9 protein-coding genes are annotated in these 15,913 nt (G+C 68.9%); 5 read left to right on the top strand and 4 right to left on the bottom strand.

The genetic code is table 11. The annotated features are described in order from the left end of the window. Positions 1-2: 2 nt before the first annotated feature. Positions 3-3,158: a S8 family serine peptidase gene (locus HH310_RS37840; protein ID WP_169180566.1), complete on the bottom strand. Its 3,156-nt coding sequence runs from the start codon at positions 3,156-3,158 to the stop codon at positions 3-5. 188 nt (positions 3,159-3,346) lie between these two features. After that, a complete protein-coding gene (locus HH310_RS37835; protein WP_169180565.1) occupies positions 3,347-4,756 on the bottom strand; it encodes an aldehyde dehydrogenase family protein in 1,410 nt (469 codons plus the stop codon). Positions 4,757-4,939: 183 nt separating this feature from the next. Between HH310_RS37835 and HH310_RS37830 the strand changes: the two genes are divergently transcribed. From HH310_RS37830 to yjfF, 5 genes are all read left to right on the top strand, one after another. Next, positions 4,940-6,538 (top strand): flavin monoamine oxidase family protein, encoded by a 1,599-nt coding sequence (locus HH310_RS37830; RefSeq protein ID WP_169180564.1) that lies wholly within the window; start codon positions 4,940-4,942, stop codon positions 6,536-6,538. A gap of 599 nt (positions 6,539-7,137) precedes the next feature. Next, the gene (locus tag HH310_RS37825) at positions 7,138-8,139 is read left to right on the top strand and encodes an ABC transporter substrate-binding protein (RefSeq protein WP_169180563.1); all 1,002 of its coding nucleotides are present in this window, start codon (positions 7,138-7,140) and stop codon (positions 8,137-8,139) included. Positions 8,140-8,246: 107 nt separating this feature from the next. Continuing rightward, entirely contained in the window at positions 8,247-9,770 is a 1,524-nt protein-coding gene (locus HH310_RS37820) for a sugar ABC transporter ATP-binding protein (protein ID WP_169180562.1), read from the top strand. Beyond that, positions 9,767-10,813, top strand: coding sequence for an ABC transporter permease (locus HH310_RS37815; RefSeq protein ID WP_169180561.1), 1,047 nt, complete (start codon positions 9,767-9,769; stop codon positions 10,811-10,813). Before HH310_RS37820 ends, HH310_RS37815 begins: the two co-directional genes overlap by 4 nt. Positions 10,814-10,851: 38 nt before the next feature. Continuing rightward, a complete protein-coding gene (gene yjfF / locus HH310_RS37810) occupies positions 10,852-11,823 on the top strand; it encodes a galactofuranose ABC transporter, permease protein YjfF (protein WP_169180615.1) in 972 nt (323 codons plus the stop codon). Here the strand turns inward: yjfF and HH310_RS37805 are convergent. Beyond that, a complete protein-coding gene (locus tag HH310_RS37805; protein ID WP_169180560.1) occupies positions 11,820-12,644 on the bottom strand; it encodes a hypothetical protein in 825 nt (274 codons plus the stop codon). The two genes, yjfF and HH310_RS37805, sit on opposite strands and share 4 nt — an antisense overlap. Positions 12,645-12,866: 222 nt before the next feature. Next, the gene (locus HH310_RS37800) at positions 12,867-15,344 is read right to left on the bottom strand and encodes a CehA/McbA family metallohydrolase (RefSeq protein WP_211193136.1); all 2,478 of its coding nucleotides are present in this window, start codon (positions 15,342-15,344) and stop codon (positions 12,867-12,869) included. Between the last annotated feature and the right edge of the window lie 569 nt (positions 15,345-15,913).

Raw genomic sequence — 15,913 nt, 5'->3', positions numbered from 1 at the left:
GATCATCCGGCGACGTCCACCGGGATCTCCCGACGGACACCATGGCCGTCGGTCACCACCAGCACTCCCCGGTACGCCTTCCCGGCGTCCAGCCCGGACCACCGCACCGTGGCGTTGACCGTGGCACCCGGCGTCACCGCGCGACGGGCCGGATCCACAGTGAACTTTCCGGTGCCCGACCCGGCCGCACCCGGCGTGAACACCGTCACCGTGTAGTTCTGGCTCGCCACCCCGCCCTCCAGGTCGATCTGCTCGATGACCAGCGTGTAGTCGCCGGCGCCGTCCGGCAGGGTGAGCGTCGACGTGTGCGGGAGGTGCATGAAGTCCGCGGCGACGAACCCGCCCTGCGCGTCGAAGACCTTCGCGTAGAACTCGCCGCAGCCGGTCACGTTGTCCTCGTCGTCACTGCAACGCCCGTACTGGGAATCGACCTTGATCGTGGAACCGACCGTGCCGGCCGGCACATGCACCTTGGTGACCCACATGTTCGCCGGCAGCGGGTCGGGCACGCCGGCAAGCGTGTCGTCCCAGCCGCTGCCGTGCCCGGCGAGGCTGAAACCGTTGCCGGTGCCCGCGGTCAGGCCCGCGGTGGCGATGTTCAGCGTGCCACCGAAGCCGGTCTGCACCGTCATGGCCTTGCTGCCTGTCGTTCCGGTGCCGCCGAGCGTGGCCGGGGCCACCAGGTCGGTGTTGGTCAGTACCAACGGGATCCGCACGTCGTGGCCCTGGTTGTCGTGCCAGGTCAAATTCCCCGACACCCATTGCCCGTACGCCCCGCCGGAATGCGTGACGGTCACCTGGAAGCGGACGCTCTTACCCGGCTTCACCTCGAAGCTGCTCGGCGAAACCTTGACCGAGTAACCGGCCGGCGCTTGGATCCGAGCCGTGTACCGGCTGGTGCGGTTGCCGACGTTGGTGACTGTCCGGGTCACGGTCTGCGTGCCGACCAGGTGACCGAGCGACACCGACGGGTAGTTGAGTTCCGTGGCGGGCATCGTGCCGATGTCGTCGCAGCCGTTGAGGGACAGCCCGAGATCCGAGCCGTGGTCCGCGCTGACCCCGCAGAGCCATTGCAGCCATTGGTCCGGCGTCGAGTCGTAGACCAGTCCGGGGTCGAACGACTCGGCCGGGCGCACCTCGCCGGCGCCGTAGTTCAGCGGACTTCCGGCGTGGTCCACCTCGCGGATCGGGTTGCCCTTGTCGGTGCGGTCCCGGCTGCCGGTCATCAGCGCCGACCGGATCGCGGCCGGCGACCAGTCCGGGTGCTTGGCCTTGACCAGCGCCGCGATGCCCGCGATGTGCGGGGTGGCCATCGAGGTGCCGGACTCCAGCGCGAAGTTCTCGCCGCCCTCGGCGGGCGAGAAGGCGGCCGCCACGTCCACACCGGGCGCGGCGATGTCCGGCTTGAGCAGGTCGCCCGCGCTCAGCGCGGACGGGCCGGACGAGGAGAAGCCGGCCATCGACGGGGCCTCGACCTTGGTGAAGACCCCGGCGCTGAGCTTCACGGTCGGGTGCGGCGTCTTCACGTAGGCCAGCAGGGCCGCACCGGTCGGCACATCGACGTGCGCGGTCGGGACCTTCTGCAGGTCGGCGACTCCGGTGTTCGGGTCCCAGTCGGGCTGGTACAGGATCATGCCGGCGCCGCCCGCACCGGCGACCACATCGCCCTTCTCGACGCGCCCGTTCTCACCCCGGCTGCACAGCACGATCTTGCCGGCGGTCTTGGCCGGGTCCAGCGTGCCGGGCCAGCAGAGCTCGGCCCAGTACCGGTACACCGGGTCGACCGGGTCGTTGCCCGCGTCCGCCGCGTCGATCAGCGGTGCCGGCTTGGTGCCCGCGCCGATGCCGACACCGGTGTAGGTGCGCCCGTTGCCCAGCGTGATCGTGCGCAGGTAGCGCTTGTCCTGCTCGGTGGCGGCGACCGTGGTCACCCACGGCTCGGTGTTGTCCACGGTGTTGAACGACGGGCCGGCGTTTCCGGCGGCCGCGGAGATGAACACGCCGGCCGCGGCGGCGTTGAAGAACGCCTCCTCGACCGGGCTCCAGTACTCGCTGTCGTCACCCACCGAGTAGCTGATGACGTCGACACCGTCGGACACGGCGGCGTCGATGGCGCTGACGATGTCGGCGGTGCTGCCCACCGCGCCGCCCGCACCGTCCGACCAGAGCGCCTTGTAGATGGCGAGCCGGGCGGCCGGAGCCATGCCGGTGATCTTGCCGAGGTCCAGTCCGTCCACAGTGGCCGAAACGCCGCTGCGACCGGCCGCCGTGCTGGCGGTGTGCGTGCCGTGCCCGTTGCTGTCGCGCGGCGACGGGAACTCCGACGGGTTGATGGTGGAGAAGCCGGCGCTGTCGAACCACCGGGCGCCGATCACCTTGTTGTTGCACTTGGCCGGTTCCGCGGTACCGAAGTCACACGTGCCGTGCCACTTGGCGGCGATCGTCTTGCGGTCCGGCCGTGGCTCGGCCATCGCGGCGAAGCTGGGGCTCTCCGGCCAGTACCCGCTGTCGATGACGCCGATGATGACGCCCTCACCCGCATGCTGGTCGCCGTGAAACTGCTCGTCCCACACGCCACCGCGGCCGGCCAGACCAAGCTCCTTGCTGGTGTTGGAGGTCTGCACGTGCACGGTCGTATCGGCGTACACGGCCGAGACGCCCGCGGTGTGGCGCAGCGTGTCGGCCTGGGCCGCGCTGAGGTCCGCGGCAAACCCGTTGAACGTGGTGTCGAAGGCCTGCCGCACCTTGACTTTCGTCTTACTCACCACCGCGTCGCGGCGCCCGCCCAGATAGGACCGGTACGCGCGGGCGCCCACAGTGTCCGGGTTGAGCTTCGCGCCTTCCGGCACCCGGGTGGCGGCCAGACCCGACACACCCCCACCGTACGTGGCCAGCGGCGCATCACTGAGCCGCACGAGATAGCGGGCCGGCTTGCCCGCGTCCGCGACCGCACCGAAGTCCTTGCTCCCGGTCCCCGGCGTAGGCGGCGGCCCAGGCGGCGCGGGCTTAGCACCCGTCGCGGGGTTCGCACCTGGCGCGAGGTTCGCGGCAGCCGCGCCGGTGGGCGCCGCCGCGGCCGGATTGCCGGGCAGGACAAGCCCGGCCGCGGCGACGAGCCCGGCAAGACCAGCGACCAACCGCCGTCCCGGGCCGTTCATAACAGTCACAGCACTGAGTCCTCTCCCCCGGCGCCATGGCCAAGGGGGTGGCCGGTACGCCGGGCGACCAGACCGTACGAAGACTGTCGATCTTTGCCCTAGAGCTGTCTCACATTCGAGACCGCCGGAAACATGCCCGTAACAAAGTACGCACTTTCGTGTAACACGAAAGTCCAACCCGGAACCGGCTACAACTGGATGGCCTTCGTCTCGACGAATTCGCGCAGCCCGTCACGGCCGAACTCACGACCATTGCCGGACTGCTTGTACCCACCGAACGGCGCCAACGGATTCCAGTCCCCGCCGTTCACATCGACCTGACCGGCGCGCAACCGGCGGGCCACGGCGAGCGCGTGCTCCGGCTCACCGGAAACGCCACTCGTCAACCCGTACACCGTCGCGTTCGCGATAGCCACGGCCTCGTCCTCGTCGGCGTACGGGATGATGGTCAGCACCGGCCCGAAGATTTCCTCCTGCGCGATCACCGATCCGGGGTCGACGTCCGCGAAGATGGTCGGCCGGACATAGGCGCCCTTGTCCCACCCCTCCGGCCGGCCGGGACCGCCGTAGACCAGCGTGGCACCGTCCGCGATACCCCTTTGGATGTACGCCTCGACCCGCTCTCGGTGCGCCTCCGACGCCATCGGCCCGATGCCCGTCGTCTCGTCCCGAGGATCCCCCACCACATACGTCCTCGCCGCCTCGACGGCCAGCCCCACCACCTCGTCCTGCCGGCCGGCCGGAACCAGCAGCCGCGGCCACGACCCGCAGACCTGCCCGCCGTTGATGAACACGTGCCCCAGACTCTGGGCCACCGCCGTGGCGAAATCCGCGTCGTCGAGCAGGACGTGCGCCCCCTTGCCACCCAATTCCAGCGTCACCCGCTTGACCGTCACCGCCGCGACCGCCCCGATCCGCCGGCCTGCCCGGGTGGAACCGGTGAACGACACCATGTCGACGTCCGGGTGGGCCGCGATCGCCTCGCCCACGACCGGGCCCTCGCCGTAGACCACGTTCAGCACACCGTCCGGCAGGCCCGCCTCCTTCGCCGCCTCGGCCAGGATGCCGATGGTCAGCGGCGCTCCCTCGGCCGGCTTGGCCACCACGGTGTTGCCGGCCAGCAGCGCGGGCGCCACCTTCGACATCATCTGCTGCAGCGGGAAATTCCACGGCGTGATCGCGCCGACCACACCGATCGGCTCGTGTACGACCAGGGACGTACCAATCCGCTCGGACCATGCGAAGGTCTCCGCGACGCCGGCCATCGACTCGGCCACCAGCACCGGGAACGCAGCCTGCGCCGCCCGGGACAGCGTTGTCGGCGCGCCCATCTCGGCGGTGATCGCGGTGGCGATCCGCTCGGTGCGGGCCTGGAGCTCCGCGGCCAGCCGGCGCACGACAGCGATCCGCTCGGCCGGGCTCGTGGCCGCCCAGGCGGGGAAGGCCGCCCGCGCCGCCGCCACGGCCTTGTCGACGTCCTCCGGGGTGCCCGCGGGGGTCTCCGCGACGAGGTCACCGGTCGCCGGGTTGACCACCGGGAGCGTACGGGAATTGGTCGAGCTCTCCGCCCGGCCGTTGATCCAGTGGTTGATGTTCATGCGTCAACCGTGGCAGCGCCGGCGTACCGCAACCATGTTCTGTCAGTACAAGGCTTGCCGCTTCACCGCCTCGTAGTTGCCCACGCAGCTGATGCCCCGATCGAACCGGCCCTGCGGAGATCATAGTGGCGTTCGTCGAATCAGCGGAGGGTCCGGCGCGCGTCACGATCGTAGGATCGCGGGATGGAGCCCGTGACCGGGATCAATGTCAGCAGGCGGCGGTTTCTGCGCTCGGTCGGTGTGAGCGGCGGCGCCGGAGCCCTCTTCGCGACGATGGGCGCGCTGGGACTCGCGCCGGTCGCCGCGGCGCCCGCACCGCCGTTCCGGCCGCCGGCCCTCTCGGATTTCACGCTGACCGGGCGCGCCGCGAAGCGGGTGGTCGTCCTGGGCGGCGGGATCACCGGGCTGGCATGCGCGTACGAGCTCGGCAAGGCCGGTTACGACTGCACGATCCTGGAGGCGCGGGCCGCCGCGGGTGGTCGCAATCTCACCGTCCGGAACGGGACCAGCGAGACGGATCTGGACGGTCATACGCAGCGCGCCGGATTCGCGGCGGGCACCTATTTCAACCCCGGTCCGGCCCGGATCGCGCAGTGGATGGTGACGTTGGACTACTGCCGCGAATTGGGTGTGCCGGTCGAGGTCTTCGCCAATCAGAACGCGGACGCGTTGGTCTACAACGAGGCGGCCGGAAGGACGCCGATCCGGTACCGGACGGCGAAGGCAGACGTGTACGGCTACATCGCGGAACTGCTCGCCAAGGCCACCGATCAGGGTGCCCTGGACGCGCGATTGACGGCGGTGGACAAGGAGCGGATTCTCGCGTTCCTTGAGGGATTCGGCCAGATCGGCGGGCGTGCCGACGGGTGGGCCTATCGCGGCGGCGACCACCGGGGATTCGCGAGCTTTCCGGGCGCCGGCAATGACGCCGGTACGCCGCTGGCCGAGCCGTCGTCGCTGGCCGACGTGTTCGCGAGCGACGTGGGCCGGTACGTCAGCTTCGAGTTCGGCTACGACCAGGCGATGCTGATGTTCCAGCCGGTCGGTGGCATGGACCGGATCCCGGCCGCACTGAGCAGGGCGGTCGGGCCGGGCCGGATCCGGCTCGACGCGGAGGTGGTCTCGGTGACCGACCAGCCGGGTGGTGTGGACGTGGTCTATCGGCAGAACGGGCGGACCCGGAGCATCACCGGGGATTTCTGCGTCGCCGCGCTGCCGCCGCATCTGATGGCCCGCATTCCGCACAACCTCGGTGCCGATGTGACGGCCGCGCTGAACAGTTTCCCGGTCGTCGCGGCCGGGAAGATCGGGCTCGAGTACCGCAGCCGTTGGTGGGAACAGGATCTGCGCATCTACGGCGGCATCACCGAGACGGATCTCGATATCGCGCACATCTGGTATCCGTCGCACGACTTCCACGCGCGACGGGGCCTGATCGTCGGGTACTACAACGTCGGGGACGGGGCACGGGCGTACGGGGAAATGACCCCGCCGCAACGTCTCGAACGTGCCTTGGAGCAGGGCGCAAAGATCCATGGTGACAAATACGTTGCCGAGCTGGCCGGGTCGTTCTCGGTCGCCTGGGAGCGGATGAGATACCTCGAGGGCGCGTGGACGGCTCCGCCGTGGGGCAGCGCCGCCTACGACCTGCTGCTGCGGCCGGCCGGGAAGGTCTACTTCGCGGGCGACTGGCTCAGCCGCGAGGTGGCCTGGCAGCACGGGGCTTTCCTGTCGGCGCGGTCGGTGGTGTCCGCGCTGCATCAGCGTGTGGTGTCGCGCTGACCAGCAGTGACGAGGGTTCGCGACCGTTTTGGGCCGCGTTCCGGCCGCGTCCTGCAACCGGACACTAGCAGGACCCGTCGCACAATGTGAACGTTAACAGAAGTCCACCAAAAGGCATTTTCCCGATCAACCGGGGCCTCGGTGGCAGCGCTCTCAGCGTCCGGCGGGCAAACCGGTGGCGATCCGCAGGAAATCGACGTTCTTGAACCTTCGACTACACGGAGTTGATCATCAGACCGCTCTGTGTTGACAAAACGGGCCTTTCGGGCGGCAATCCGCCTGCCAGCAGGGGCACCACGGCCTCTCCGTGGCCGGCGGGCGCGAGTTGTCGAGGCTGTTAACGATAACAATCATGGGGCGCGCGCACGGGACGGTCTTGACGCCTTGGCATGAGAGCGTTAACACTGTCGAAACCCAATACGTGTTGTGGCCTCGATCACGCCCCGACGCGTACCCCCGTCCCCCACCGCCGGGCTCGGGTGGGGTGCGGCCGTCCCCCTGCGGCCGCCCACCCCACGCGAGCCAACGGCAAGCCCCTCAGCGCATCCAAGAACTTCGCACCGAACTTGCACAACGCCTTTTGTCGAGAGGAAGACGTGATGCTCTTACGGACGAGGCTCGCCGCCGCGATGTCCGGCATACTGCTGGCCGCCGTGGTCGCGGGCTGCGGCAGCGGCGACGACGTCGGCTCCGGATCCGGTTCCGGATCCGCCGCGGACGACGGCAAGATCACCCTCGGTTTCTCGCAGGTGGGAGCCGAGAGTGGATGGCGCACCGCGAATACCAAGTCGATCCAGGAGTCGGCCGCCGCCGCCGGCATCGACCTCAAGTTCGCCGACGCCCAGCAGCAGCAGGCCAACCAGATCAAAGCCATCCGGTCGTACATCGCGCAGAAGGTCGACGTGATCGCCTTCTCGCCGGTGGTCGAGACCGGCTGGGACGCGGTGCTGCAGGAGGCCAAGGCCGCCAACATCCCGGTCATCCTCACCGACCGCGCGGTCGACTCGAAGGACACCTCGCTCTACAAGTCGTTCCTCGGCTCGGATTTCGTGGTCGAGGGTCAGAAGGCCGGCGACTGGCTCGTCAACGAGTACAAGGACAAGCCAGGCCCGGTCAACATCGTGGTCCTTGAGGGCACCACCGGTTCGGCGCCGGCCAACGACCGCAAGTCGGGCTTCGACGAGAAGATCAAGGCCGACCCGAAGTTCAAGGTCATCGCCTCGCAGACCGGTGAGTTCACCCGCGCCAAGGGCAAGGAGGTCATGGAGGCCTTCCTCAAGGCCAACCCCAAGATCGACGTGCTGTACGCGCACAACGACGACATGGGTCTGGGCGCCATCGAGGCGATCGAAGCGGCCGGCAAGAAGCCGGGCACCGACATCAAGATCATCACGGTGGACGCGGTTCACGACGGCATGCAGGCCCTCGCCGATGGCAAGATCAACTACATCGTCGAGTGCAGCCCGCTCCTCGGCCCGCAGCTGATGGACCTGGTCAAGAAGGTCAAGGCCGGCGAGCCGGTGCAGCAGCGGATCCTCACCGAGGAGACCACCTTCACCCAGGCACAGGCCAAGGAAGCCCTGCCGACCCGCAAGTACTGAGTAAAGGGTCAACTGCGGGCCGGAGCCCATCCAATCTGCCGATGGCCGCTTTTGGGCGGCGGTTGGACGGGGCTCCGGCCCATCAAACTCCCCAAAGGGGTACATCGATGGAGCAGAGCCGGCCGATCCTCGTGATGCGCGGGGTGGGTAAGCGTTTCCCGGGAGTGGTCGCCCTGCGCGACGTCGACTTCCGGCTCTTCCCGGGCGAGGTGCACGCGCTCATGGGCGAGAACGGCGCCGGGAAGTCCACCCTGATCAAGGTGCTGACCGGGGTGTATTCGATCGACGACGGGTCGGTCGAGATGGCCGGTGAGCCGGTGCTCTTCGGCGGGCCCGCGCAGGCCCAGCAGGCCGGGGTCAGCACGGTCTACCAGGAGATCAACCTCTGCACGAACCTCTCGGTCGCGGAGAACATCTACATCGGACGTGAGCCACGCCGGCTCGGCCTGATCGACTTTCGCCGGATGCGGGCGGACGCCGGCGATCTGTTGCGATCGCTGGGCATCCGCGTCGACCCCGGATCGCCGCTGGCCGCGCATTCCATCGCGGTGCAGCAGATGGTGGCGATCGCGCGCGCGGTCGACATCTCGGCCCAGGTGCTCATCCTCGACGAGCCGACCTCCAGTTTGGACGCTGGTGAGGTCGAGCAGCTATTCCGAGTCGTACGGCAGCTCAAGGAAAAGGGTTTGGCGATCGTCTTCGTCACCCACTTCCTCGACCAGGTGTACGCCATCGCGGACCGCATCACGGTGCTGCGCAACGGTTCCCTGGTCGGCGAGTTCCGTACCGCCGACCTGCCGCAGCGTGACCTCGTCGAGAAGATGATCGGCCAGGAGCTGTCCACGCTGGAGAGCCTGGACCAGCAGAAGCCGGCGCTGCGTGAGGTGGAGGCCGGCCGGCCGCTGATCGAGGCGGACGACCTGGGGCGGTCGGGGGCGATCGCGCCGTTCAACCTCACCATTCACGAGGGTGAGGTGGTGGGTCTCGCCGGCCTGCTCGGCTCCGGCCGCTCGGAACTGGCCCGGCTGCTGTTCGGCGCCGACCGCTCCGACTCGGGCCACCTGAAGGTGGACGGCAAGAACGTGAGCCTGCGCGGTCCTCGCACGGCGATGGGCCAGAACATCGCGTACCTGTCGGAGAATCGCCGGGCCGACGGCCTGGTCGAGGAGCTCAGTGTCCGGGAGAACATCATCCTCGCGCTGCAGGCAAGCCGCGGGTGGACCAGGCCGGTGCCGCGCAAGAAGCAGGACGAGCTGGTCGGGCGGTACGTGAAGGCGCTGCACATCCGGCCCAGCGACCCGGAGATCCCGGTGCGCAACCTGTCCGGCGGCAACCAGCAGAAGGTGCTGCTGGCCCGGTGGCTCATCACCGAACCACGGCTGCTGATCCTCGACGAGCCGACCCGCGGCATCGACATCGGCGCGAAGGCCGAAATCCAGAAGCTCGTCGTCGAACTGGCCGACGGCGGGATGGCGGTGCTGTTCATCTCCGCCGAGCTGGAGGAGGTGCTGCGGCTCAGCCACAAAATCGCGGTGCTGCGCGATCGCGTGGTCGTGGCCCAGCTCGCCAACACCGAAGACGTCGACGCCGACCGCATCATGACCACCATCGCCACCGGAGTCACCGCATGAGCGCCGTTCTCAAACACCGGTTGTTCTGGCCCGTCGCGGCCCTGCTGGTGCTGCTGCTGAGCAACCTCATCTTCACACCCGGCTTCTTCAACATCGAGGTGCGCCAGAGCCATCTCTACGGGAGCCTCGTCGACATCCTGCGGCTGAGCGCGCCGCTGCTGCTGGTCGCGCTTGGTATGACGCTGGTCATCGCGACCGGCGGCATCGACCTGTCGGTCGGCTCGGTGATGGCCGTGTCCGGCGCGCTGGCCTGCCTCTACATCGTGCACCAGCCGGATCAGGGCGCGCCCGGCACCATCATCGTCGCGTGCCTGCTCGGTATCGCGATCGCGCTCGTGCTCGGGCTGTGGAACGGCTTCCTGGTCTCGGTCATCGGCCTGCAACCCATCATCGCGACGCTGATCCTGATGGTGGCCGGTCGCGGACTGGCCCAGCTCATCACCGAGGGCCAGATCATCACGGTGAACTCGCCCGGTTACCGTTTCCTCAGCGCCGGTTACTGGCTGACGTTCCCGTTCGCGGTGATTCTGGCGGCGGTGGTGGTCGCGCTCACCGTCGTGCTCACGAGGCGTACGGCGTTGGGCATGCTCGTCGAATCGGTGGGTGGCAACCCGCGGGCCAGCCGTCTCGCCGGGGTCAGCTCGCGGACGCTGATCTGGGGTGTGTACGTGTTCACCGGCCTGTGCGCCGGGATCGCGGGCCTGATGGCGACCGCTAACGTGTCGAGCGCCGATGGCAACAACACCGGCTACCTGATCGAGCTGAACGCGATCCTGGCGGTCGTCATCGGCGGCACGTCGCTGGCCGGCGGCCGCTTCTCGATCGCCGGTACGGTCGTGGGTGCGCTGCTGATCCAGACGCTCGACACCACGATCTACACGACCGGCATTCCCGCGCAGACGACCCAGTTGTTCAAGGCCATCGTGGTCATCGCGATCTGCCTGATCCAGTCGCCCGCGTTCCGCGCCAAGTTGCGCCGGCGCCCGGCGGCGCCCGTCGCTCCCGCTCCCGCCGCTCCCTCGAAAGCCGAGGTCTCGCTGTGACCATTGATCTCGAGGCCGAGACCGCCGCCGAGGCCGTCATCGACCGCAAGCGGCGCACGCTGACGATCCGTAAATACGTGCCGGTGCTGGGCACGCTGGTGCTGCTCTGCATCATGTACGGCATCGGGATCGCGAACTACGAGAACTTCTACAACACGCAGATCCTGCTGAACATCTTCATCGACAACGCGTTCCTACTGGTGGTCGCGATCGGGATGACGTTCGTGATCCTCACCGGCGGCATCGACCTGTCCGTCGGCTCGGTGGTGGCACTGACCACAATGGTCTCGGCGGTCACCCTGAACCACGGCTGGCCCGCTCCCCTGGTGATGATCACCGTGCTGGTGATGGGCTCGGTCCTCGGGTTCGGCATGGGCTGCATGATCCACTATTTCGAGCTGCAGCCGTTCATCGTGACGCTGGCCGGCATGTTCCTGGCCCGCGGCCTCTGCTACGTCATCAGCACGTCGTCGATCCCGATCGACGACCCGACCTGGATCACCCTGTCCCAGAAGCGGATCCCGATCGGCAGCTTCAGCATCACGCCGAGCGTCATCATCGCCGCGATCATCGTGGTCATCGCGGCCGTGGTGCTGGCGTGGACCCGCTTGGGCCGCACCGTGTACGCGATCGGCGGCAACCAGCAATCCGCCACGCTGATGGGCCTGCCGGTCGCCCGCGTGAAAATCGCGGTCTACACGATCAGTGGCTTCTGCTCGGCCGCCGGTGGCTTGTTGCTCAGCTTCTACATGTCGTCCGGGGATCCGCTGCACGCGGTCGGCATGGAACTGGACGCGATCGCCGCCGTGGTGATCGGCGGGACGATCCTGACCGGCGGCTCGGGCTATGTCGTCGGGACGGTGCTGGGCATCATCGTGCTCGGCCTGATCCAGACCATCATCACGTTCCAGGGCACGCTCAGCTCCTGGTGGACGAAGATCTTCATCGGCGCGCTGCTGTTCCTGTTCGTGCTGTTGCAGCGCACGGTGGTCCGCCGCACCCCCTCCTAGGACGACGCCCATTCGGTGAGGGTGGCGGAGACGATTCGCAGCGTGCGGGCCGTTCTCCGCCATCCGCGCACGCGGCGGTGCCCGGCGACGCGTACGCAGGCGATGGGAATTTTGCCGCAGGCCGCCAGCAGCCAGGCGGACTCGCGGTCGGCGATGAGCGCGCGGGTCATCGCGAGCCGGTCGCGGACGGTGTCGTTGACCCGGTTGTCGGTGCTGATGACGCTGCCGACGTGGACCGTGAGGCCGTGCTGGCGCAGGAGGGCGGCGATGCGGGGGGCGCTGGGGACGAGACGTGTCGGGGGGACGACGCCTTCGGTGAGGGCGTCGGTGCGGACCTGGTCGGCGACCACGACGTCGCCTGGTTTGACGCGGGCGGCCAGGGCGCGGCCGATGCCGACCACCGCGATGGTCCTGCCGAGGATGAGGTGGTCGTCGCGGACGGCCCGGCGGGAGCGGCGGGGGCCGACACCGGTCCGGACGACGAGCGCGGCCGGGGTTTTGGCGGCGTGCTCGCGCTCGCCGGCCTCCGGGGGTCTCGCTTCGCCTGCGTCGTTCTCAGGGCCGGCGGTTTCTGCACGCGCGACTGCCTCCCCGGGGCCGGCGGCATCCGAGACCGCGGTGGCTTCTTCGCGCCCCGCGGCTTCCGGCTCGTCAGGCCGCGCATCCGACGCCTCGCTCTCGCTGATTCGGCGGGACTGGGCGGCCCGGCGCAGGCCGCGCCGGAGGGCAGTCGCGTCGGAGCGGCGCGGTGCGAGCAGAACGAGGGAGTATCGGCCGGCGGTCACTTCGGACGGATCATCGACGCCAATGTCCGGATCCATGCGCTTCGCTCCACATTCGGGACGGGAACTCCGGCGTACCTCGATCGGAGATTACGCCGACGCCGCCCGACGCGGAATCGCCGCGACGATTATATAGACCTTCATCCCTATTCGTGCCCTGAAGGCGAACGCGGTCACCGTGTATCGAGCGGGCCGTTTTGTTCGGCCCGGCATCCCAAGGCGACAGGCACGCCGGCCCACCGAAGCGGGCCGGCGCGAGTGTCACTTCGCGTGGGTGAGGAAGATTTCCTGGGTGTGGTCGCGTTGGACGCGTTCCGCCCGCCGGTCCGTGGTGAAGACGACAGAGCCCTTGTCGAGCGCGGGCCACGTCGCGTTGCCGCGCGTCGTGAGCTGGACGGCCGCCGACCAGCCCGATCCCGTACGCCGGGACGTGTACACCATCCAGCGCCAGTCGTCGGAGCGCGAGTCGTACCACACGGCCCGCACCACGCCGTCGGAGTCGGTGTCGAGCTTCGGGCGCTGGCTCATCGCCGCGGGCTCGACGGCGATGGGCTCGGCCGGCGACCAGGTGGTGCCGTCCGTGGAACGGCTCGCCTTCAGCGACAGGTTCGCGCCGGAGGCCGACAGCGCCTTGGTCTCCCAAGCGACCACGAAAGAGCCGGCGCCGTCGACGGTGACGCTCGGGTGCCGGTCCGCGGCGTCGTCGTGCGGGTTGACGCGGACGGAGGCGCCCCACTTGCCGTTCGAGCGGACCGAAGCCAGGATCTCCCAGTTGTCCGGTGTGGTGCCGCCGCTCGCGGGCTGGCCTTCGGGCGGCGTGTGGCCGGTCCAGCCGGCGTCCGGGTCGAAGCGGTTGTCCTGCCACGTGACGATCACCCGGCCGGAGCGGGTGACGGCGACCGACGGGAACAGCGACGCGGGATAGATGGGCGAACGGGCGTCCGCCGCGGTGCCCACGACAATCGTCTTGCCGGCCGCCGACAGGTTCACCGGGGTGCGGTCGGTGCCGACCACCATGGCGTACACGTCGAAGGCGCCGTTGGTGTTGTCGGCCCACGCGACCACGGGGTGCCGGTTGTCCACCAGGGCGATGGCGGGCTGTTCGGCGCGGCCGGTGCCGGTGCTCAGGCGTACCGCGGAGTCGAAGCTCTTGCCGCCGTTGCGGGAGTGGCGCAGGTAGATGGCGGGGCGGTGTGGCTGCTCGTGGCCGCGCTCGTCCTGCCAGACCACCCAGACGTCGTCGCCGGACGCGACGATGCGCGGGGCCTTGGCGGTGCCGGAGTCGCCGGACAGGGTGACCTCCGGGCCACCGACCCGGCGATAGACCACCGTCGTGCGGCTGTCGCGGTGCACCTGGGCGACGACGTGCGTGTCACGGCCCGAAACCGCTAAGTCGGCGAAACCCGCGAACGAACCTTGCCCGCCGAAGACCAGCGACGCGTGATCGTCCGTTGTGGTGGCCGGCGGGATCGGCAGTTCGGGTGCCGGCGACGGGGCCTGGCGCATCGAGACGAATACCGGCGAAGTGGCGCCGCGCAGCTGATCGGGCAGGGCCGGGTCGGAGTCGCGACCCGCGAGCGCTCCCGGCGCACGCACCTCCGCGCGGAACCAGCTGTGATCGCCGGTCGGCTTCAACGGCAGGACGTGGGTTTCGTCGTCCTTGGTGGGCACGATGGTGGCGAGGGCGCCCGCGGAACGGCCCGGGGAGGCGTACACGATGACGCGCATGCCCTTCGCACCCTTGAGCCGGACGCGCAGCGTGGCCTTCTTGGACACCCCGTGCTGGACGATGATCTCGTCGCCACCGATGGCCTCGTACCGGCCGTCGCCGTCGACGTCGGCCTCGAGCGTGACGAACGGGCCGTCCTGGTTGTACGAGATCGTGGTGCGGCCGGCGCGCAGGGCGTCGAGGATCGCGCGCACCGAACGCTCGGCGGCGAAGACCCAGGTGGTCGGGGCGCCGGGTGCGCTGACCGGGCGCAGCTCCTTGAAGTGGCTGTCGGACGCGCCGGTGGCACCGAAGCGGAAGCCCTTGTTCCAGCGGTTCTCGGCGTAGTCGATCTCGGTGTCCGGGTCGCTGCTCACGTTGAACAGCTCGACACCGTCGACGCCGATCGCGCTGGCGTTGTCGTTCGGGCCGACGCCCTTGGTGAACTCGCCGTCGTCGGCGTGCGCGACCTGCCAGTACGCGTCCTCGGCGTGGGCCGCCCAAATGGACTGCTGCAGGTGCCGGAAGCTCGCCGAGCCCGCCGGGTTGGCACCGTCCACAATGTCATCCGTTGCGCCGAGCACGATCGCGTGCGGCGAGCCGTTGGCCTCCTCGCCGGTGAGCAGCAGCAGCTTGTCGGACTTCCAGAGCGGGTCCCAGTGCTGGTCGAAGGTCCGGTGGTCGGTCAGTGGCATGAAGGCCAGACCCACCGATTCCCCGTACGCGATCTGGTCGCTCACCGGCAGGTTTCCGGCATCCCGCTGGTTCGACAGTTGGCGTGGCGCGCTGCCGTCCGACGAATGGTCGTCGTGGACGTGAGTGTCGCCCGGAAGCCAGATGCCCTTGGGCTCGCCATGGCCTTCGTCGCCACCGTGCCCGTCGTCGTGCCCGTCGTGCCCGTTGCCGTGGTCGCCGTGGCCCGGCCCGTTGTTGTCGTCCCGGCCGTTCGCCCACGCGCTGGATTCCGACAGCGCCCCCGCCGCGACGGCCGCGCCGCCCACGACGAAAAGCTGCCTACGATCTATTTGCATTTGCTCCCCTATGTCGCGACTCTTCGGTCTTGACATCCGGGACGGTTGCACTGTTATGCACTAATGCGCATGAATTGGGGGTTAAGGACGTACGGCGGGCGCGCCACCTCCGAGGCGTTTTGCCACGCGAAGCAAGGAACCGCCCAAACCCGACAGCGGGAAGTCGGGCGCTCGGACGCCCGGCCGGTACCGTGGGTGACGAAACGCCGGCCCGGGGGCTGCACCCTCCCCGCAAGGTCGCACGGCTGGCCGCCCTCATCGACCCACCCCGCAACGTCGCACAGCAGGCCGCCCTCATCCTGCACCACTTAAACCGAACTTTTTTGGATATGTCCGACGTCGCGCAACACCCAAACGACGCCTGAGCCAATTGGTGCTCGCCTACCGTGCAGTGCCCTCCGAAGCCGCCAGGTTCTCGGCGCGGCAGGAGGGCGCCGGCGTCGAACAGCAACGCGGGGCGGGGCGTCACGGCCTGGCACGACACCAACCATTCGCCAGCGGCCGCCGCAAGCCTCGTCACCGATCCCACTATGCGGCGATCGCGGCCACATTCTGGACTTGCTTGAGAC

This window comes from Actinoplanes sp. TBRC 11911, from assembly GCF_012933445.1.
Taxonomy (GTDB): Bacteria; Actinomycetota; Actinomycetes; order Mycobacteriales; family Micromonosporaceae; genus Actinoplanes.
This window is presented reverse-complemented; position numbering and strand designations above follow the sequence as displayed.

Coding starts and splice junctions, on each gene's coding strand:
- HH310_RS37835 (WP_169180565.1), bottom strand. CDS start 4,756: ATGAACATCAACCACTGGATCAACGGCCGGGCGGAGAGCTCGACCAAT.
- HH310_RS37825 (WP_169180563.1), top strand. CDS start 7,138: ATGCTCTTACGGACGAGGCTCGCCGCCGCGATGTCCGGCATACTGCTG.
- HH310_RS37840 (WP_169180566.1), bottom strand. CDS start 3,158: ATGAACGGCCCGGGACGGCGGTTGGTCGCTGGTCTTGCCGGGCTCGTC.
- HH310_RS37805 (WP_169180560.1), bottom strand. CDS start 12,644: ATGGATCCGGACATTGGCGTCGATGATCCGTCCGAAGTGACCGCCGGC.
- HH310_RS37830 (WP_169180564.1), top strand. CDS start 4,940: ATGGAGCCCGTGACCGGGATCAATGTCAGCAGGCGGCGGTTTCTGCGC.
- HH310_RS37820 (WP_169180562.1), top strand. CDS start 8,247: ATGGAGCAGAGCCGGCCGATCCTCGTGATGCGCGGGGTGGGTAAGCGT.
- HH310_RS37800 (WP_211193136.1), bottom strand. CDS start 15,344: ATGCAAATAGATCGTAGGCAGCTTTTCGTCGTGGGCGGCGCGGCCGTC.
- HH310_RS37815 (WP_169180561.1), top strand. CDS start 9,767: ATGAGCGCCGTTCTCAAACACCGGTTGTTCTGGCCCGTCGCGGCCCTG.